Source organism: Bradyrhizobium sp. USDA 4516, from assembly GCF_054055915.1.
The window spans coordinates 8,919,825-8,939,728 of the sequence record NZ_JBSRXT010000001.1 but is presented as its reverse complement, the minus strand read 5'-3'; the positions used below and the strand labels follow the sequence as shown (position 1 = coordinate 8,939,728).

The 19,904-nt window shown below is 64.4% G+C and carries 17 protein-coding genes; 8 read left to right on the top strand and 9 right to left on the bottom strand.

Annotated elements, in window-relative coordinates; all coding sequences use genetic code 11:
• Window positions 1–16: 16 nt before the first annotated feature.
• Window positions 17–298 carry a hypothetical protein gene (locus ACVI1L_RS41540; protein ID WP_057020504.1) on the top strand — a complete coding sequence of 94 codons (282 nt, stop codon included), beginning with the start codon at window positions 17–19 and terminating at the stop codon, window positions 296–298.
• A gap of 64 nt (window positions 299–362) precedes the next feature.
• Here the strand turns inward: ACVI1L_RS41540 and ACVI1L_RS41535 are convergent, their stop codons facing one another.
• The 3 genes from ACVI1L_RS41535 to ACVI1L_RS41525 all read right to left on the bottom strand — a co-directional run bounded on the left by ACVI1L_RS41535 (window position 363) and on the right by ACVI1L_RS41525 (window position 3,314).
• Window positions 363–1,457 (bottom strand): amidohydrolase family protein, encoded by a 1,095-nt coding sequence (locus tag ACVI1L_RS41535; RefSeq protein WP_456785454.1) that lies wholly within the window; start codon window positions 1,455–1,457, stop codon window positions 363–365.
• A 103-nt stretch (window positions 1,458–1,560) separates the two neighbouring features.
• Window positions 1,561–2,553: a Bug family tripartite tricarboxylate transporter substrate binding protein gene (locus tag ACVI1L_RS41530; protein ID WP_456785453.1), complete on the bottom strand. Its 993-nt coding sequence runs from the start codon at window positions 2,551–2,553 to the stop codon at window positions 1,561–1,563.
• A 23-nt stretch (window positions 2,554–2,576) separates the two neighbouring features.
• Window positions 2,577–3,314: a cyclase family protein gene (locus ACVI1L_RS41525; RefSeq protein WP_456785452.1), complete on the bottom strand. Its 738-nt coding sequence runs from the start codon at window positions 3,312–3,314 to the stop codon at window positions 2,577–2,579.
• 112 nt (window positions 3,315–3,426) lie between these two features.
• Here ACVI1L_RS41525 and ACVI1L_RS41520 point away from each other — a divergent pair, with 112 nt between their 5' ends.
• Complete coding sequence (locus ACVI1L_RS41520) at window positions 3,427–4,233, top strand: SDR family NAD(P)-dependent oxidoreductase (protein WP_456785451.1); 807 nt, start codon at window positions 3,427–3,429, stop codon at window positions 4,231–4,233.
• Here ACVI1L_RS41520 and ACVI1L_RS41515 read toward each other — a convergent pair.
• The 3 genes from ACVI1L_RS41515 to ACVI1L_RS41505 all read right to left on the bottom strand — a co-directional run bounded on the left by ACVI1L_RS41515 (window position 4,230) and on the right by ACVI1L_RS41505 (window position 7,167).
• Complete coding sequence (locus ACVI1L_RS41515) at window positions 4,230–5,219, bottom strand: IS481 family transposase (RefSeq protein ID WP_456785676.1); 990 nt, start codon at window positions 5,217–5,219, stop codon at window positions 4,230–4,232. The genes ACVI1L_RS41520 and ACVI1L_RS41515 overlap by 4 nt on opposite strands.
• A 285-nt stretch (window positions 5,220–5,504) precedes the next feature.
• On the bottom strand, window positions 5,505–6,206 hold the full coding sequence (locus ACVI1L_RS41510; RefSeq protein ID WP_456785450.1) for a molybdate ABC transporter substrate-binding protein: 702 nt from the start codon (window positions 6,204–6,206) through the stop codon (window positions 5,505–5,507).
• Between the two features lie 40 nt (window positions 6,207–6,246).
• A complete protein-coding gene (locus ACVI1L_RS41505) occupies window positions 6,247–7,167 on the bottom strand; it encodes a tripartite tricarboxylate transporter substrate binding protein (RefSeq protein WP_456785675.1) in 921 nt (306 codons plus the stop codon).
• 205 nt (window positions 7,168–7,372) lie between these two features.
• Between ACVI1L_RS41505 and ACVI1L_RS41500 the strand changes: the two genes are divergently transcribed.
• From ACVI1L_RS41500 to ACVI1L_RS41490, 3 genes are all read left to right on the top strand, one after another.
• Window positions 7,373–8,443: an ABC transporter substrate-binding protein gene (locus ACVI1L_RS41500; RefSeq protein WP_456785449.1), complete on the top strand. Its 1,071-nt coding sequence runs from the start codon at window positions 7,373–7,375 to the stop codon at window positions 8,441–8,443.
• Window positions 8,444–8,568: 125 nt separating this feature from the next.
• The gene (locus tag ACVI1L_RS41495) at window positions 8,569–10,668 is read left to right on the top strand and encodes a molybdopterin oxidoreductase family protein (RefSeq protein WP_456785448.1); all 2,100 of its coding nucleotides are present in this window, start codon (window positions 8,569–8,571) and stop codon (window positions 10,666–10,668) included.
• Window positions 10,669–10,747: 79 nt separating this feature from the next.
• Window positions 10,748–11,527 (top strand): enoyl-CoA hydratase/isomerase family protein, encoded by a 780-nt coding sequence (locus ACVI1L_RS41490; protein WP_456785447.1) that lies wholly within the window; start codon window positions 10,748–10,750, stop codon window positions 11,525–11,527.
• Window positions 11,528–11,608: 81 nt separating this feature from the next.
• On the opposite strand, the gene ACVI1L_RS41485 is transcribed toward ACVI1L_RS41490, so the two are convergent.
• The 3 genes from ACVI1L_RS41485 to ACVI1L_RS41475 all read right to left on the bottom strand — a co-directional run bounded on the left by ACVI1L_RS41485 (window position 11,609) and on the right by ACVI1L_RS41475 (window position 15,895).
• Window positions 11,609–12,037 (bottom strand): GlcG/HbpS family heme-binding protein, encoded by a 429-nt coding sequence (locus tag ACVI1L_RS41485; protein WP_057020496.1) that lies wholly within the window; start codon window positions 12,035–12,037, stop codon window positions 11,609–11,611.
• Complete coding sequence (locus tag ACVI1L_RS41480; RefSeq protein ID WP_456785446.1) at window positions 12,030–15,008, bottom strand: FAD-binding and (Fe-S)-binding domain-containing protein; 2,979 nt, start codon at window positions 15,006–15,008, stop codon at window positions 12,030–12,032. Before ACVI1L_RS41480 ends, ACVI1L_RS41485 begins: the two co-directional genes overlap by 8 nt.
• A gap of 134 nt (window positions 15,009–15,142) precedes the next feature.
• Complete coding sequence (locus ACVI1L_RS41475; RefSeq protein WP_057020494.1) at window positions 15,143–15,895, bottom strand: GntR family transcriptional regulator; 753 nt, start codon at window positions 15,893–15,895, stop codon at window positions 15,143–15,145.
• Window positions 15,896–16,027: 132 nt separating this feature from the next.
• Between ACVI1L_RS41475 and ACVI1L_RS41470 the strand changes: the two genes are divergently transcribed.
• The 3 genes from ACVI1L_RS41470 (at window position 16,028) to ACVI1L_RS41460 (ending at window position 19,881) form a co-directional block, all read left to right on the top strand.
• Complete coding sequence (locus ACVI1L_RS41470; protein WP_057020493.1) at window positions 16,028–17,230, top strand: pyridoxal-phosphate-dependent aminotransferase family protein; 1,203 nt, start codon at window positions 16,028–16,030, stop codon at window positions 17,228–17,230.
• A 45-nt stretch (window positions 17,231–17,275) separates the two neighbouring features.
• Window positions 17,276–18,559, top strand: a complete 1,284-nt coding sequence (locus tag ACVI1L_RS41465; RefSeq protein ID WP_157345167.1) for an MFS transporter — start codon at window positions 17,276–17,278, stop codon at window positions 18,557–18,559.
• 128 nt (window positions 18,560–18,687) lie between these two features.
• On the top strand, window positions 18,688–19,881 hold the full coding sequence (locus ACVI1L_RS41460; RefSeq protein WP_456785445.1) for a pyridoxal-phosphate-dependent aminotransferase family protein: 1,194 nt from the start codon (window positions 18,688–18,690) through the stop codon (window positions 19,879–19,881).
• The last annotated feature ends 23 nt before the right edge of the window (window positions 19,882–19,904 follow it).

Genomic DNA, 19,904 nt, shown 5'->3' with positions numbered 1-19,904 from the left:
GTCAGGGGAGCACAATATGGACGAATCCATGCAGAGCTCTTTCGACAAGCGACGCCAGGACCCACAGCACAATTACCAAAGCTTCAGCATCAAGCTTGTCGCGTTGCCGTTGCTCGTCGTCGTTGCGTTGATCGGGATGCTGGTCAGTCGTCCGGCGGCGGTCAGATGGATATCGGACGCGGCGCAAGCCGAGTTCGTCGGAACCGACACCGTCTACACTGATCCGATACCCAATATCGCGCGGGTGGCACCAACGATTCGGCCGGGCAGCGAGATCCGGACGGTGAAGGCCTACTGATCGTTGATGCTGTCGTTGCGCGGCAAGGCGCGACGACAGCCGCTTGTCCAGCAGCAAGCCGTCCTCACGCGGCTACGCCAAGCAGCTTTGCTGCGGTCCGCCCGAGAATATTGGCTTTGTCATCGTCGCTCAGCGACGACGAGGCGAAGATGTGGTCGACCGGTGCCAGTTGCCATGGATAGGGATAGTCGCTTCCCAGCACGATCTGACTGGCGCCAACCTGGGCGACGAGGTGCCTGATCGCCTCCGGCGTGAAGATCAGAGAGTCGAAATAAATCTGCTTCAGATACTCCGCCGGCGCCTTCTGGAGCTTGATCTCCGGATTGCATCCCTTGGGTCCAACCAGACAGGCATGGTCCGAGCGGTCGGCGTACGAGCCGAGATAACCGCCGCCATGTGCGGCGATGATTTTCAGCCCCGGGAAGCGATCGAGCGTGCCCTCGAAGATCAAATGGGAGAGTGCGATCGTCGTCTCGAGCGGATTGCCGATCGTGTTGCCGAGCCACCCATTGCCGGAGAGCCGCTTGTTGAGCTCGGGCACGCCCTGCGGATGGATGAACAGCGGGACGCCGAGCTCCTCGGTCTTCGCCCATACCGGATGAAACTTCGGGTCGGAGAATTCGACGCCATCGACGACACCGCCGATCGCCGCGCCTTTCAGCCCCTGCTTTTTCACCGCCGTCTCCAGCTCCTGCACCGCAAGGTCCGGAGCCTGCAGCGTCAGCGAGGCGAAAGCCGCGAACCGGTCGGGCTTCGAGGCACACAGTTCGGCGAGCTTTTCATTCTGGATTTTCACGATCTGCGCGGCAAGGTCGCGGTCGCGTTCGTACCAGAACGGATTGATCGAAAGCACCTCCATGTCGACGGCCTGCGCGTCCATCGCAGCCAGCCGCTTGTCGATCTCGACAAAGGCCTCGGAGGCGCCGTTGACCGGTGGCAGTTGATATTTTCCGGCGTCCGCGCCGAGCAGCGCGCCCGCCTCGCGGAAATGGCAATGCGCGTGAATGTCGATCGTCTTGACACGTTTGCCGTTGACCGTGACCGGCAACTGCTGGCGCGATTGCTGCGCATTTGCGTTGTGGATGAGCCCGCAGCCGCAGAACACGATCCCTGCCGCCGCCGTTGCTCCCGCTTTCAGGAAATCCCGCCTTGTGGTCATGACGATCGCCTCCCTGGTTGTTTTGTTCTGGAGGGGGAGCCTAGGGATGCTGGCTAGTGCTCGCAAGATCACACGCTGTGCGTGTCGCGCAATGTTGATCTGCTCAGACCGGCTTGATCCCCGCCTTTGCGATGATGTCGCGCCATTTCGTCACTTCGTCAGCAATACGCCTGCGCATGCCATCGGGCCCGTTCGCAAGCACCTCGAAGCCGTCGTTGCGCAGCTGTTCCGCGATCTTCGGCGTCTTCAGAATCTCGATCGATTTCGCCGACAGCAACGCGACAACGGAGGAGGGCGTATTCGCAGGCGCGAGAAAACCCTGAAAGGTGTCGGAGACGAAATCCCTGTAGCCGAGCTCGATCATGGTCGGCACATCAGGCAAATCGAACCATTGATGGGTTCCGGTGACCGCCAATGCTTTCAATGCCCCTGACTCGATGTGCGGATGGGCAGGCGGAAGCGCCGCGAAGGCGACCTGGGTCGTTCCGCCCAGGATCGCCTGGATGGCGGGACCGGCGCCCGAGAACGGCACATGTGTCATCTGGAGCTGGCCCATGATCTTGAGCAGCTCGCCGGCGAGATGTGGCGTCGTCCCGAGGCCTGGGCTGGCATAGTTCAGTTCGTCCGGGTGGACCTTTGCGCGTGCGATCAGCTCGGCGATTGAATTGATCCCGAGCTTCGGATCGACCAGGATCACGTTCGGTGACGTGCCAAGCTCGGCAATCGGCGCGAAGTCCCTGACCGGATCGTACGGGATCTTGGCGTAGAGGCCGGGATTGACGACGTAGGCGCTCGACGTGATCAGGAGCGTATAGCCGTCGGGCTCGGCATGTGCGGCAATGCCGATTCCGATATTGCCACCGCCACCGGGGCGGTTCTCAACCACGATGGTCCCGCCGAGCGCTTCGCCAAGATGGGTGCCGAGGATGCGGGCCATGATGTCGGTCGGTCCGCCCGGCGCAAACGGCACGATGACCTTGATCGGGCGTTCCGGGTAGCCGGCGGCCTTGGCCTGCCCGGCAAGACCAGCGATCGCAAGCGCGCTGCACCCTTTCAGGATCGAACGACGCGAGGGACCGGCTGATCTACCTGTCATCGGATATGCCCCCGCATCACGATCTAAAGGTCGAATACCGCTACGGCGCGGATCGGCGACGCCGTCCCGTCGCGCCATTTCATCGGCAGACCGATAAAGGTGAATTGCCCCTGGCCGAGCAGGGCTTCCAGATTGCACAGGCTTTCGATGTGGGTGATGTCGAGATCGAGGCAGGCCTTGTGGACGAGCAGGTTCTCGTCGCTGTCGGGACCTGGACGCATCGAGTCGATACCGAAATGAACGATGCCTTGTTGCGCCAGCCACTCGGTCGCCGCGACATTCACGCCGGAATTGTCGGTCGCATATTCCTTGCGCGGAAACGTCCGGGCATGGTGGCCGGTGCAGAGCAGGACGGTGCCGCCCATCGGGATCGGTTGTCCGGCCTTCGTCACGGCAGTTTCGAGGTCGGAAGGGGTGATCTCGGCACGCGGCGCAATGTGGCGAAGGTCGAGACAGATGCCCGGTACAATGCACTTTTCCAGCGGATATTCATTGATCGGTATGCCGCTGGGGCCGAAATGCCGTGGCGCGTCGATGTGGGTTCCGCCGTGGTCAGGCATCGAGATGAACATCGATGCCAGACCATAGACGTTTCTCGATTCCGCCAGGGCTTCCTCGTGGTTCTTCCACATCCCGTGCATGATGGGCGGATGGCCGGGATAGCTCGGCGTGCGGTGATAGAGCTCTCGGCTCAGGTCAATGATCCTCACGACGGGTGCCCTTTCTTGACGGAGCTGGCGCAGGCGCGCTTCTGCCCACAATGCTGACGCGTTTGCCACGCTTGCGCAAGATGGCGCTTGCCCTCGGTGTCGAACCTGAAGCAAATCGGGAAAGTGTTGCATTCCGGCATGCGTCGCCGAAGGGAGGATTCACGTGACCGACTATCGCAAGCTATTCGATCTCACCGGCAAGACCGCCGTCGTGCTGGGAGCGGCCTCAGGAATCGGCAAATCCTCGGCCGAAGCGCTGGCCTCGCTCGGCGCGCGCGTGCTCTGCGCCGATCGCGCACAGGAAGGCGCGGAGGCAACGGCCGCTGCAATCCGGCAGCAGGGCGGATCGGCAACGTCAGCCAGCTGCGATGCGGCCGATCGTGCCGACGTCGAGGCGCTGGCGGCGAGGGCGCTGGCGGAATTCACGCGGATCGACATCGCGGTGACGACGCCGGGACTGAATATCCGCAAGACCATCCTCGATTACACCGAGGAGGATCTCGACCGCGTCATCAACCTCAACGTCAAGGGCACGGTCTGGTTCTTTCAGGCGTTCGGTCGCACCATGGTCAAGCAACAGGGCGGCAGCCTGATTGCATGCTCCTCGGTGCGTGCCGTGACCATCGAGCCGGGACTTGCAGTCTATGGATCGACCAAGGCGGCGATCGGCCTTCTGGTCAAGGGCTTTGCGTCCGAGGTCGGGCGATCCGGCGTTCGCGTCAATGCGATCGCGCCGAGCATCGCGGAGACCGCATTGACCGGTCCGTTCAAGCAGCGGCCCGATATCTACAACCTCTATGCCGGTCATACGGTGTTCAATCGCTGGAGCAGCGCCGACGAGGTCGCGACCGCGGTCGCCTACCTTGCATCGGACGCGGCGAGCTATGTCAGCGGCAGCACGCTGTTCGTCGACGGCGGCTGGACCGCGGTCGATGGACCGCCGACCGGTCTCACGCAATTGGCGGGCTAGGTGTTCAGTCCCGAGGTCAAGTGGATGGGATCGATCCTGAAGCGGTTTGGTTCGTCGGCCCATGCTTTGCAGATAGCTTCATAGGGCGTGAGACCACGCAGGGTCTTAAGGCGTCTGGCGAAGTTGTAAGCATCAAGGAAGGCAGCGAGGTGATCTTCCAATTGCTCGTGGGTCTCGTAGTGGTATCGCCGGACGGTTGCCTCCTTGAGCGTGCGGTTCATTCTCTCGACCTGACCGTTAGTCCAAGGATGATTGGGCTTGGTCAGGCGATGCTCGATGCCGTGTCCCAGGCAGGCCCGGTCGAAGGGATGGCCGCGCCAGCTTGCAGTGGCGCCATCACGATTCTTAGGCAGGTCGGCGAACTGGATACCGTTGTCGGTCAGTACAGTGTGGATCCGGAAAGGGACGGCCGCCACCAGTTCTTCGAGGAAGGCCCTGGCTGCTGCACCCGTGGCCTTCTTCACCAGCCGGGCGAAGGCGTATTTGGCGGTCCGGTCCACCGCCACGAAGAGATAGAGTTTGCCTTCCTCGGTGCGGACCTCAGCGATATCGATGTGGAAGTAGCCAATGGCGTAGCGCTTGAAGGGGTGCCTGGCGGGCTTGTCGCCGGCGATCTCGGGTAAGCGGCTGATCCCGTGACGTTGCAGGCAGCGGTGCAAGGACGAGCGCGTGAGATGCGGGATCGTCGCCTGCAGCGCATAGAGACAGTCATCCAAAGGCAGGAGCGTGTGCTTGCGGAAGGCGACGACCATCGCCTCTTCCTCGGCAGAAAGCACGGTCGAGCGCACGGTCTTTGGCCCCATCGGCGCATCGTGGACAAAGGTGCGCTTACGCCACTTGGCGACCGTCTTTTGGTTGAGCCCGTGCTGGGCGGCTAGCTCTTTGAGCGGAGCCTTCGATCGCTGTATTGCCGCTCGGATCGCGTGCGTGGTCGTGGCGCTGCCATGGAGTATCTGGCCATAGGTCCTCCCGGAATGAAGGACCAGTTTGGCTGATTCCCCCACACTCCGGGACCAGACACCTAGAGCGCGATGAGATTGGGTCGAACAGCGCCGCGGCGGCGCTGTGCTCCCTCGCCCCGTTCTTACGGGGAGAGGGTTGGGGTGAGGGGCTCTTTCTGCGTATTCGGAGCTAGCTGCATTTGCGGAGAGCCCCCCTCACCCGGAACGCATCTAACGATGCGTTCCGACCTCTCCCCGCACGCGGGGCGAGGTGAAGCAGAGTCCGCCGCTCGATTCAACGTAAAGTCACCCCGCACTGGGCGGCAGTGTCTACGACGAGACAAAGCCAGCCTGGCTGCGGGCCTCAGACGTTTCCGGCGACGTCAGTAGCGCGATCAGGCGTTGCGCCTGCGATGCCGACGATGCCTGCGTCGGGATCGCAGCCGTATACATCGTCGCGAGCCCGCATTCCGACGGCAAGGCGCCCGACAGCACGACGCCAATGGTGCTGATGATCTCGGTCGATTGCGTGCAACCGATCGGCTGCCGGTCATTGGACTCCGCCAGATGCCGCATCGCGGTCGCGCCATTCGGAAAGATTCTCAGTCGATCCGCGACGACATCAGCGATGCCGAGCTGCGCCAGCAGCTTGACGACATGAATTCCGGCCGTCGACGCCTTCGTATCGGGCACGAAGATCGCGTCCGCCGCGAGCAACGCCGCACGCAAGCTGGCCGCGTCGTCGGCCCCGACCAATGGAGCGCCGGCCCGAACTGCGAGGGCGGTTTCAACCCGGCCGATGTCCGTGATCGAGCTGCGCAAAACCAGCCCTTCATCGGCGAGCTTCGCGATCAGAGCGGCGGTCAGGATGACGATGTCGGTCGGTACGCCGGCGCGCAATCTGTCGGCCATGGCGCCGACCGCGCCAAAATCGCCGGCAATGCCGAGGCCGGTTTCAGCTTCAAATGCTGGCGCGAGGCTGCGCACAAGGCCCTGCGCCGCACCGCCGCTCAGGATGTTCAACGTCTTCATGTGCACTGTTCCTTCGCTCGCGGTCTTTGCCGCTGCGCGCTTACTGGGGCTTGTCCAGCCTTTTGACGACGCCTGCCCACTTCACGATATCGGCGCGCAGGAATGCGCCGAACGCCTCCGGCGTCATGGTCATCGGCACCGCGCCCTGCGCGGCCCAGAGCTTCTCGAGCTCCGGCCGCCTGATCGCCGCATTCACCGCCGCGTTGAGCTTGTCGACGATCGGCTTCGGCGTGCCCGCCGGAGCCATCAGGCCGAGCCAGATCGTCGCCTCATAGCCGGACACGCCCGCCTCGATCACCGTCGGAACGTTGGGCAGCACCGTCGAACGAGTCTTGCCGGTCGTTGCGAGCGCTCGCACCTGGTTTTCGGCGACATTCGGCGCCATCGCGGGAACGGCATCGATCATCATCTGGACCTGGCCGCCGATGACGCCGCCGCGGGCTTCGCCGCTGTTGCGGTAGGGCACGTGCACGACGTCGATCCCGGCCATGGCTTTGAACAGCTCGCCCGCCATGTGATACGGCGTGCCCTGACCTGACGACGCATAGTTCAGCTTTCCGGGCTGGGCCTTTGCGAGGGCGATGAACTCCTGCAAGGTCTTTGCCTGCACGGCGGGGTGGACCACGATCACGAGATCCGAAGTGTTCAACGACGCGATCGGCGTCAGGTCGCGCATCAGCTCATATTTGCGCTGCGGTACCAGCGATTCGTTCGCGGTCTGGGTGTTCGACATCATCAGGAGGGTGTAGCCGTCGGCCGGTGCCTTTGCGACCTCGAGCGTGCCGATCACGCCGCCGGCGCCGGTGCGGTTTTCCACCACGAAGGGCTGGCCGAGGCTTTCCTGCAAGATGCTGCCGATTTGTCGCGCGACGACGTCGGCCGGACCGCCGGGACCGAAGGGAACGATGATCCTGACCGGCCGTGCAGGATAGTCTTCGGCGTCAGCATATGAGCCTGACATGGACACGGTCAGCAACGCCGCGACAAACACCAAGGCGTATCGCAGGCTCACCATTGACTGAATCCCCCAACTTTAGTCTTGTTTCTTGATCAGAAGTCTAGCTGCAACCTGAAGCCTCTGTCGACGACAGACTCCGTTTTCGCGCATCGGAATAAGAGCGGGAGGACGGTGTACTCAAACTTCGCCATCGCGTGCGGGGAATCATATGAGGAAACATCTTGGGCTATCGCGCCGCGACATGCTGAAGGGCTCGGGCACGGTGCTGGCCGGGGCCGCCCTTTCAACGCGCGTGATGGCCGCCGCGCCACCTGCGGAACCGGTGACGCAGACGTTGATCGAAGCGGCGAAGAAAGAGGGGCAGGTCGTCTACTACACGTCGACCGATCTGCCGGTTGCCGAGAAGCTGGCAAGGGCATTTGAAGCGAAATATCCCGATATCACCGTGCGCGTCGAACGCACCGGCGCCGAGCGCGTGTTCCAGCGGGTCGGCCAGGAATATTCCAGCAACATTCATGCCGTCGACGTCGTCAATTCCTCCGACGCCGCGCATTTCATTGTGTGGAAGCGCGACGGCATTCTCGCGCCCTATGTTCCGGAGGAGGTCGCGAAATACTACCCCGAGGAGCATCGCGACGCGGACGGGCAATTCGCAAGCTTCCGGGTCTGGTTGTCGATCATTGCCTACAATACCAATCTCGTGAAGGCCGAGGAGGCGCCCCAGAGCTTTGCCGATCTGCTCGATCCGAAATGGAAGGGCAAGATCGTCAAGGCGCATCCCGGCTATAGCGGCACCATCATGACCGCGACCTATCAGATGCAGCGCGATCTCGGCTGGAGCTTCTTCGAGAAGCTCGCCAAGCAGAACATCATGCAGGTGCAGTCCTCGACGGATCCACCCAAGAAGCTCGATCTCGGCGAGCGTGCGGTGATGGCCGACGGCAACGAATACAACATCTTCCAGATGAAGGAGGCCGGCCGCCCGGTCGAGCCGGTCTACGCCACCGAGGGGTCGCCGATCATTGTCGGCCCCAACGGGATCTTCAAGGACTGTCCGCATCCGAATGCCGCGAGGCTGTTCCAGTCGTTCGCGCTCGGGCGTGAGGGCCAGCAGCTCAATGTCGAGATCGGCGGCCTCAGATCCGTCCATGCACAGGCCAAGGAGAAGGCTGGACGCAGGCCGCTAAAGGACATCAGGACCATGAAGGACGATCCGGTGGCGGTGGAGCGGGAAGGGGAATCGATCAAATCGCACTACACCCGCATCTTCCGCGTCTGATGGGACGGCTCAGGCCAATAGCTGCCCGTCCGGGCGCCTGCCGCATGGCACGTGCCCGGATTTCGCGCCGGCTGGGTCGATAATGCCCCTCGGCGGAGGCGGCATTTGATGTTACCAATTTGGCCATGAACCAGCATGCCAAGGTCGACATCCGCCATTCCACCTGTCCGCACGACTGCCCCTCGGCATGTGCGCTCGACGTCGAGGTGATCGAGGGACGCTCGATCGGGAGGGTGCGCGGCTCAAAGCAGCAGACCTATACGGCCGGTGTGGTCTGCGCCAAGGTGGCGCGCTATGCCGAGCGGATTCATCACGCCGAGCGGCTGATGTATCCGCTGCGCCGGACCGGCCCGAAGGGCTCCGGCCTGTTCGCGCGGATCTCCTGGGACGAGGCACTGGACGAGATCGCGGCGCGCTTCGACGCGGCCGAGCGGGAGTTCGGCGCCGAGTCGGTCTGGCCCTATTACTACGCCGGCACGATGGGGCTGGTGATGCGCGACGGCCTCAACCGGCTGTCGCATGTGAAGAAGTATTCGCGCTTCTACGGCACGATCTGCGCAACCATCGCGCGCATCGGCTTTGCCGCCGGGACCGGCAAGATCGCCGGCGTCGATCCGCGCGAGATGGGCGTCTCCGACCTCGTCGTGATCTGGGGCACCAATCCGGTGAACACCCAGGTCAATGTGATGACGCATGCATCCCGCGCGCGCAAGGAGCGCGGCGCGAAGATCGCGGCGGTCGACGTCTACAACAACGAGACCATGAAGCAGGCCGACATCAAGATCCTGCTGCGGCCGGGGACGGACGGCGCGTTCGCCTGCGCTGTGATGCATGTGCTGTTCCGCGAGGGATTTGCCGATCGCGATTATCTTGCGCGCTATACCGACTGCCCGGACGAGTTGGAGGCGCATCTGAAGACGCGCACGCCGCAATGGGCTTCAGCGATCTCGGGCGTGCCGGTCGACGAGATCGAGGCGTTCGCGCGGCTGGTCGGGACGACCAAGCGCTCGTTCTTCCGTCTCGGCTACGGCTTCACCCGTAGCCGCAACGGCGCCGCCCAGATGCACGCGGCCTCGTGCATCCCCGCGGTCACCGGTGCCTGGCAATATGAGGGCGGCGGCGCGTTCTTCAACAATGCCGCAATCTGGCGTTTCGACGAGTCGATCATCGAAGGCCACGACGCGATCGATCCCTCGACGCGGGTGCTCGATCAGTCCAAGATCGGCCGCATCCTGACCGGCGATGCCGAGGCGCTCAGGGGCGGCGGCCCGGTCAAGGCAATGCTGATCCAGAACACCAACCCGATGACGGTGGCGCCCGAGCAGGCGCTGGTGCGCCGGGGCTTTGCGCGCGAGGATCTGTTCGTCGCGGTGCACGAGCAGTTCATGACCGAGACGGCGCAGATGGCCGATATCGTGCTGCCGGCAACGATGTTTATGGAGCACGACGACCTCTATTACGGCGGCGGTCATCAGCACATCTCGGTCGGCCCGAAGCTGATCGATCCGCCCGGCGAGTGCCGCTCCAATCACGAGGTGATGCAGGGGCTCGGCCGCCGGCTCAATGCCGTGCATCCCGGTTTCGACATGACGCCGCGCCAGCTGATCGATGCGACGCTGAAGAAGAGCGGCCACGGCGACATCGACACGCTCGAAGCCGAGCTGTGGCGCGATCTGCAGCCTGATTTCCGCACCTCGCATTATCTCGACGGCTTTGCCCATGCCGACAAGAAGTTCCACTTCAAGGTCGATTGGGGCAAGGTGCCGGTCGGCACCGGCGGGCTGATGGGCGCATGGGACAAGATGCCCTCGCTGCCCGACCACTGGACCATCATCGAGGAGGCGGATGCGCAGCATCCGTTCCGGCTCGCGACCTCGCCGTCCCGCAGCTTCCTCAACACCAGCTTCAACGAAACGCCGTCGTCGCAGGCCCGCGAGGGCGCGCCGACCGTGATGATCCATCCCGACGATGCGGCTGATCTCTTGATCGCCGATGGCGACGCGGTGACGCTCGGCAACATGCGCGGCGAGACCACGCTGACCGCAAAACTGTTCGACGGCGTTCGCCGCGGCGTGCTGATCGCCGAGTCGATCCATCCGAACAAGTCCCATATCGGCGGGCGCGGCATCAACATGCTGACCGGGGCGGAGGCCGTCGCACCACTCGGCGGCGCCGCGTTCCACGACAACAAGGTCTGGATCCGGAAGGCATCGACCGCCGCATAAATCCTGCTTGCAGTCGGCGCCGGTCCTGCCGCAAATGTCGGCTGACAACGGCACACGGGCAAGAAAACAGGCAGGAAACATGACCGACAACAGCGTTCTTCTCAAAAAGCGCGGGCAGGCGTTCTGGATCACCATCAACCGCCCGGACAAGCGCAACGCGCTCAATGCCGCTGTGATCGCGGGTATCGCCCAGGGCTATCGCGAGGCGCATGACGACAAGGACGTCCGCGTCATCGTGCTGACCGGTGCGGGTGACAAGGCGTTCTGCGCCGGCGCCGATCTGCAGAACAGCGGCGCGGCGTTCTCGATGGATTTCTCGCGCCCCAATGTCGACTATGCCGACCTGTTGCGGCTGTCGCAGAACGCGACCAAGCCCGCGATCGCGCGGATCGGCGGCGTCTGCATGGCCGGCGGCATGGGACTGTTGTGCATGACCGACATGGCAGTCGCGGCCGATGGCGTGATCTTCGGTCTGCCCGAGGTGAAGGTCGGCGTGTTCCCGATGCAGGTGCTGAGCCTGCTGCAATCGATCGCGCCGCCGCGCCTCGTCAACGAATGGGCGCTGACCGGCGAGCCGTTCGATGCCAGGTCCGCACAGGCCGCAGGTCTGCTCAACTATGTGGTGCCGGCGGCCGAGCTCGACGCCAAGGTCGATTGGCTGATCGGGCGCATCGTCGACAAGTCGCCGACGGCGATCCGTCGCGGCAAATACGCGATGCGGGCGATCGCCTCGATGTCGTTCGACGAAAGCATCGCCTACACAGAAAGCCAGATCGCGCTGCTCGCGATGACCGAGGACGCCAAGGAAGGCCTCAAGGCCTTCGGCGAGAAGCGCAAGCCGACCTGGACCGGCCGCTGAAGCATCATCGTGCCGCTTCACCCGTCTGCGGGGAGAGCCGGAACGCATCACGCGATGCGTTCCGGGTAGGTCGGCTGAGCTCTAGCCCGCGTTGGGCTTCAGGCCGGCGGCTTCGATGCCGGCCACGGCGCAGATCTCGTCATTGTCCGAGGTGTCGCCGCTGACGCCGACGGCGCCGAGCAGGGTCGTGCCGTCCATGATCAGGACGCCGCCGGGGACCGGCACCATCCGGCCCTGCGCCAGCGTGTTCACGGCATCGACGAAATAGGCCTGCTCCTGCGCGCGCTGAAACAGCGCCCGCGATCCCATCCCGAGCGCAAGCGCGCCATAGGCCTTGCCATGGGCGATCTCGGCCCGCATCAGGCTGGTGCCGTCCTGTGCCGCGGTCACCTTCACCGCGCCGCGCGCGTCGAGGATGGTGACGACCAGCGGCTTCAACTTCTTCTCGACGCCCTTGGCGAGCGCGGCATCCAGAATCTTGCGGGCAGTATCGAGCGTAAGCTCAGCCATGGGCCTCTTCCTTTATCGGCAATGATTGGTCGGATTTCGATGTCGCACGTTTCAGGCTCATCGCCAATACGCTGGCGACATGCAGCGGCGTGCGCCCGCTGCCGTCCTTGATCTGGTGCCGGCATGAGGTCCCGTCAGCCACGATCAGCGTGTCCGGATCGGCGCTGCGGACCGCGGGCAGCAGCGACAGCTCGGCCATCTCGATCGAGGCCTGATAGGTGTCGGCGCCATAGCCGAACGCGCCGGCCATGCCGCAGCAGCTCGACTCGATGGTCTTGACGTCGAGGCCCGGCACCAGGCGCAGCACCTTCTCCACCGGCTTGAACGCGCCGAAGGATTTTTGGTGGCAATGACCATGCACGACGGCCTTGCCGGCGACCGCGCCGAGCGGCAAAGCGAGGCGCCCGGCCTCGGCCTCGCGCACCAGAAATTCCTCGAACAGCAGCGCGTGCGCGCTGACCGTCTTGGCGGCCTCATCCGAGCGCAGCGACAGCAGCTCGTCGCGCAAGGTCAGCAGGCAGCTTGGCTCGAGACCGATGATCGGCACGCCGCGGGCCGCGAACGGGACGTAGGTCGCAACCAGCCGGTCAAGCTCGGCACGGGCCTGCTCCACCAGTCCGGCCGACAGGAACGTCCGCCCGCAGCACGGCGGCCGTCCGCCGTTCGATGGCCTCGGCAGATGCACGCGATAGCCGCCGGCGACAAGCACCTCGATCGCGGCGTCGAGATTCTCCCGCTCGTAGCCGCGGTTGAACGTATCGGCGAACAGCACCACTTCGCGGCCATCCACTGGGCCCAGTGCCTCGGCGTCGGGCCGGAACGTGTCGCTGCGAAATTCCGGCAACGCGCGCCTGGCGCTGATCCCTGCAAGTTTCTCGAACAGCGCGCGCAGCAGCGGGCTGCGGTTGCGCCAATTCGCGACCGGCGCAAGGCGCGAGGCGAAATCGACATAGCGCGGCAGATAGCCGACCAGCCGGTCGCGCAGCGACAGGCCGTGCGTCGCGGCGCGCGCGGCGAGCACCTCGATCTTCATCTTGGCCATGTCGACGCCGGTCGGGCATTCATGGCGGCACGCCTTGCAGGAGACGCAGAGCTTCAGCGTCTCCATCATCTCGTCGGAGGCGAGCGCGTCCGCACCCAGCTGGCCCGAGATCGCCAGCCGCAACGTATTGGCACGGCCGCGGGTGACGTCCTTCTCGTTGCGCGTGGCACGATAGGACGGGCACATCACGCCGCCTTCGAGCTTCCGGCAGGCGCCGTTGTTGTTGCACATCTCGACGGCGCCCTGGAAACCGCCGCCGGCGCCGGGATAGGCCGACCAGTCCAGCACCGTCTTCATTTCGCCGACGCGATAGTCCGGCGCGAAGCGGAACAGCGAACGGTCGTCCATCTTGGGCGGATCGACGATCTTGCCCGGGTTGAGCGTGTTGGTCGGATCGAAGCGCTGTTTGACCTCGCGGAAATCGGCCACGATGCGCTGCCCGAACATCGCTTCGTGGAATTCCGAGCGCACCAGGCCGTCGCCGTGTTCGCCGGAATGCGAGCCCTTGTATTCGCGCACCATCGCGAAGGCTTCCTCGGCAATGGCGCGCATCGCCTTGACGTCCTTCTCCAGCTTGAGATTCAGCACCGGGCGCACATGCAGGCAGCCTTCGGAGGCATGCGCATACATCGTGCCGCGGGTGCCGTGCTTGGCGAATACGGTATTGAGCCGCTCGGTGTAATCGGCGAGATGCGGCAGCGGTACCGCGCAATCCTCGACGAACGAGACCGGCTTGCCCTCCTGCTTCATCGACATCATGACGTTGAGGCCGGCCGCGCGGAAATCGGCGATGCCGGTTTGCAGCGCGGGCTCAATGATCTCGACCACGCCGCCCCATTTGCGCTGCGGCTTGTCCCAGCCGAAGCCGAGGTCGGCCATCAGCTCGCCGAGCTGCCTGAGGCGGGCGAGGTTGTCGGCCTGGTCCTCTTCGGCGAACTCGACCACCAGGATGGCGTCTGGATCGCCGCGCACCGCAGCCGAGATGATCGGCTGGAACATCGCGATCTCGCGGCCGAGCGCGATCATGGTGCGGTCGACCAGCTCCACAGCAATCGGCCGCAGCTTGACCAGATGCTGGGCCGCGTCCATCGCCTCGTAGAAGCTGCCGAAATGGCAGACGCCGAGCGCCTTGTTGCGGATGACGGGCCATAGTTTGAGCTTGACCTGCGTCGTGAAGGCGAGGGTGCCCTCCGAGCCGACCAACAGATGCGCCAGGTTGTTCGGCGCGTTGCGCGGCACCAGCGCGTCGAGGTTATAGCCGCCGACGCGGCGCTGCACCTTGGGGAATTTGTCGGCGATCTCGAGCGCCTCGCGCTCGCCGAGATCGAGCATGTCGCGAAACAGCTTCAGTCCGCTGTCGGACGAATTGACCCGCGTCAGGTCGCGCGAAACCTCGCCGAAATGCAGCAGTGTACCGTCGGCGAGCGCGGCATCCATAGACAGGGTGTTGTCGCGCATGGTGCCGTAGCGCAGCGAGCGGCCGCCGCAGGAATTGTTGCCGGCCATGCCGCCGATCGTGGCGCGGGAGGCGGTCGAGACGTCGACCGGAAACCACAGCCCGTGCTTCCTGAGTTGCCTGTTGAGGTCGTCGAGCACGATGCCCGGCTCGACCACGCAGGTCCGATTCTCGACGTCGAGCGAGAGGATCCGGTTCAGATGCTTGGACAGGTCAACCACGATGCCGTCATTGACGGTCTGGCCGCATTGCGAGGTGCCGCCGCCGCGCGGGGTGACGATCCGCCCGGCGTCGCGGACGATCGCAAGCGTCCGCAGCGCCTCGTCGACGGTTCTCGGCACCACCACGCCGGCCGGCATGATCTGGTAGAACGAGGCGTCGGTCGCGTAGCGGCCGCGGTTGAAGGCGTCGAAAAGCACGTCGCCGGCCAGTTCGGACCGCAGGCGCTGTTCGAGCGAGGAGGCGTTCTTCATCCCAGATCCGATGTGATCCATAACGCCACCGCAGTCGCTCATGGATTATGCATTCTCTCGACGTGAGAATTACATTATGAATTCATAATGGGCAAGGATGGCTGCCCTCCAGCCATCCTTGTGTGCCGGCCCCTTCAGTCGTTCTGGGGCGCCGTCTCCAGGCCGCCGTCCGGGCCCTCCGCGAGGTGATCGATGGCGGCGGCCCGCTTGTTGCGCAGGTGCTGGAACAGGATATCGCTGAGTTCGCTTGCCGCGCGCCGGCGCAGCGCATCGAGGATCGCCTCGTGCTCGCGCATCGCCTCGGCCCAGCGCTGCCGCTTGCGGGCGAAATTCGCGGAATAGCGCACGCGGCGGATCCGGCCGGCGAAGTTGGCATAGGTCGCCTTCAGCGTCTCGTTGCGCGCAGCCGCAACGATGCTCTCGTGGATTTGCTGGTTGGTCTGGAAATAGCCGTGCATGTCGCGATGCAGGTAATGGCCGTACATCTCGTAGTGCAGGCGCTCGATCGCGACGATTTCCTCGTCGGTGATGATCTCGCATGCCAGTCGTCCGGCGAGGCTCTCGAGCCCGGCCATGACGTCGAACAATTCCTCGAGGTCGCGCGAGCTGAGCCGGCGCACCCGCGCGCCGCGGTTGGGCAAGAGCTCGATCAGGCCCTCGGCGGCCAGCACCTTGAGCGCTTCGCGCAGCGGCGTCCTTGAGATACCCAGCATCTCGCAGAGCTGCCGCTCGGGAACGCGGGCGCCCTCGGGAATGTTGCCCTCCACCACATAGTCGCGGAGCCGCAGCAGGATCTCGCCGTGTAGCGAGGCCTCCTGGCGGTCGCCGCCGTTGCCGGCGGCGGGCGGGGTGATTGGAACCCCGGCTTCGGGAATCGCGGATTTCATATTCTGAACAATAATTTGCCGGCGCGGTCGCGTCGATGCTCTCGATCGAATACCAAAATTGGATTGAAAAGACAAAAAATGAATGCAAAATAGCTCGTAGAGGAGCCGAAATCCGGCGATTGGGAGGTTCTCATGCATCAAGGGCGCCATTTTCTGCAGATTCCAGGGCCGAGCCCGGTCCCGGATCGCATTCTTCGCGCGATGGATATGCCGGTCATCGACCACCGCAGCGCCGAATTCGCCGCGCTCGGCCGTGCCGTGCTCGAGGGCAGTCAGAAGGTGTTTCAGACCAGGGGTCCGGTGGTGATCTTCCCGTCGTCCGGGACCGGCGCTTGGGAGGCCGCGATCGTCAACACGCTGTCGCCGGGCGACAAGGTCCTGATGGTCGAGACCGGCCACTTCGCCACCCTGTGGCGGCAGATGGCCGGCCGCTTTGGCATCGAGGTGGATTTCATGGCCGGCGACTGGCGCCGCGGCGCCGACCCCGCCCAGATCGAAGCAAGGATCGCCGCGGACACGGCGCACAGCATCAAGGCGGTGATGGTCGTCCACAACGAGACCTCGACCGGCGCGACCAGCCGGATCGCCGACATCCGTGCCGCGATCGACCGCACCGCGCATCCGGCGCTCCTGATGGTCGACACCATCTCCTCGCTGGGCTCGGTCGATTACCGGCACGACGAGTGGAAAGTCGACGTCAGCGTCAGCTGCTCGCAGAAGGGCTTCATGCTGCCGCCCGGCCTCGGCTTCAATGCCATCTCGGAGAAGGCGCGCGCCGCGTCGCGCACCAACAAGATGCCGCGCTCCTATTTCGACTGGGAGGAAATGCTGAAGCCGAACGCCAAGGGCTTCTTCCCCTACACGCCGGCGACGAACCTGCTCTACGGGCTGCGCGAGGCGATCGCGATGCTGCTGGAGGAGGGGCTCGACAACGTGTTCGCCCGCCATCAGCGGCTGGCCGCCGCGACGCGCGCCGCCGTCAATCAGTGGGGGCTCGAGGTGCTGTGTCAGGAGCCCTCGGAATTCTCGCCAGTGCTGACCGCGGTGATGATGCCGCCCGGCCATGACGCCGATCAGTTCCGCAAGGTCGTGCTCGACAACTTCAACATGTCGCTCGGTGCCGGCCTGTCGAAGGTCGCAGGCAAGGTGTTCCGCATCGGTCATCTCGGCGAGTGCAACGAGCTGACGCTGCTTGGCGCGCTGACCGGCGTCGAGATGGGATTGTCGGTCGCCGGTGTGCCGCACCGCTCGGGCGGCGTCGAGGCGGCGATGAAACTTCTCGAACAGCGCGACCAGCGCAATACACCGCCGCATCTGAAAGTCGTCGGCACCTAGCAGCCAGCGCGTCAACAAACTCAAAAAAATCGCAGGGGAGGGGATATGAGGCTTCGGTTCAAGGCCACCCATGTCGTGTTGGCCATGCTCTGCGTGATGTATTTCATCACCTATGTAGACCGAGTGAACATCGGCACCGCGGCCGGCGAGATCCAGAAGGAGCTCGGCCTGTCCAACACCGAGCTCGGCCTGGTGTTCTCGGCCTTCGCCTATCCATACCTGCTGTTCCAGGTGATCGGCGGCTGGGTCGGCGATCGCTTCGGGCCGCGCCAGACCTTGTTCTGGTGCGGCATGATCTGGGCCGCGGCGACCATCATGACCGGCTTTGTCCATGGCCTTGCCGCGCTGTTCGTCGCGCGTTTCGCGCTGGGGTTCGGCGAAGGCGCGACGTTTCCGACCGCGACGCGCGCGATGCAGTACTGGACGCCGGCGAACCGCCGCGGCTTCGCGCAAGGCCTGACGCATTCATTCGCGCGGCTCGGCAATGCCATCACCCCGCCGGTGGTCGCGCTGCTGATCCTCTGGCTGACCTGGCGCGGCGCGTTCGTCGTGCTCGGCGTCGTCAGCCTGATCTGGGGCATCGCGTGGGTCTGGTACTTCCGCAACGAGCCGCGGGACCATGGCTCGATCACCGCGGCCGAGCTTGCGACCTTGCCGCCGCGTCCGCAGGGCGAGCGGCCGAAGGTGCCGTGGGGACCGCTGCTGCAGCGGATGTGGCCGGTGACGCTGACCTATTTCTGCTACGGCTGGTGCCTGTGGCTCTATCTCAACTGGCTGCCGCTGTTCTTCAAGAACAACTACAGCCTCGATCTGAAGAACTCGGCGCTGTTCGCATCCGGTGTGTTCTTTGCCGGCGTCGTCGGGGACAGCATCGGCGGCGTCATCTCCGACCGCATTCTCGAGCGCACCGGGAATGTACGGCTGGCGCGACTCAGCGTGACGGTCGTGGGCTTCGCCGGCGCGCTGCTGTCGCTGATGCCGATCCTGTTCGTCCACGACATCACGGTGGTGGCGCTCTGCCTGTCGGCCGGCTTCTTCTGTGCCGAGCTCGTGATCGGCCCGATGTGGTCGATCCCGATGGACATCGCGGCGAAATATTCCGGCACCGCCGCCGGGATCATGAACACCGGCTCGGCTTTCGCAGCCATCGTCTCGCCGCTGGTCGCCGGCTTCGTCATCGACGCCACCGGAAACTGGTACCTGCCGTTCCTGATGTCGATGGGCCTGCTGCTGGTTGGCGGCTTCTCGGCGTTCCTGATGCACCCCGAGCGGCCGTTCGAGGAGACGAACGAATCGGTGGTGCCGGGCAAGGTGGTGGCCGCCGAATGAGGCGCAGCAGGCCCGGCGGAGCGCCGTCAGATATGCATGACGGACCCCCGCCGGGCCTAGGACAAACCCGGCGAATAGTGATATGCGAGCGGCTCACCACGACCAAGACGAGACCGGGAAAGACGCTCATGACCGTGCATACTGGAAGGCATTTTCTGCAGATTCCGGGACCGACCAACGTGCCGGACCGGGTGCTGCGGGCCATGGATATGCCGACCATGGACCATCGCGGTCCCGAGTTTGCCGAGATCGGTTTTGCCGTGCTTTCCGCGATGCAGCGTGTGTTCCGGACCAAGCAGCCGGTGATTATCTACCCGTCGTCGGGGACCGGTGCCTGGGAGGCCGCGATCGTCAATACGCTGCAGCCCGGCGACAAGGTTCTGATGTGCGAGACCGGCCAGTTCGCGGTGCTGTGGCATGGCATTGCCGACAAGTTCAAGCTCGACGTCGATTTCATCGCGGGCGACTGGCGCCACGGCGCCGACCTCGAGCAGATCGAGGCCAGGCTGTCCGCCGACAAGGCGCACAAGATCAAGGCGGTCTGCGTCGTCCATAACGAGACCTCGACCGCCTGCGTCACCTATCCGCGCGACGTCCGCAAGATCCTCGACACGCTGAAGCATCCGGCGCTCTTGATGGTCGATACCATCTCCGGCCTCGGCTCGCTGGAATATGAGCACGATGCATGGGGCATCGATGTCTCCATCGCCGGCTCCCAGAAGGGGCTGATGCTGCCGCCCGGCCTCGGCTTCAACGCCGTGTCCGAGAAGGCGCTCGCCGTGGCCAGGGCCAATCCGGGCATGCGCTCCTATTGGGATTGGCAGGAAGTCATCAACATCAACAAGGCCGGCACCTGGCCGTATACGCCCGCCACCAACCTGCTGTTCGGCCTGCGCGAGGCCGTGAAGATGCTGGAAGAAGAGGGCCTCGAGAACGTCTTCGCCCGCCACAAGCGCCACAGCGAGGCGACGCGCGCGGCGATCAAGGTCTGGGGCCTCGAGACACAGTGCCAGGAGCAGGGCGCACACTCGCCGGCGCTGACCGCGGTGCGGGTGCCCGATGGCCACGACGCCGACCACTTCCGCAAGGTTGTGCTGGAGAATTTCGACATGTCGCTCGGCACCGGCCTCAACAAGGTCAAGGGCAAGGTGTTCCGGATCGGCCATATCGGCCACTTCAACGACCTGATGCTGATGGGCACGCTGTCCGGCGTCGAGATGGGCCTCGATCTGGCCAAGGTGCCGCATCGCAGCGGCGGTGTGCTGGCGGCGATGGACGTCCTGAAGGGCCGCGACGCCGCGCAGTCGAAGGCTGTCGCTTAAAAAGGCTGTCGCCTCAAATCGAA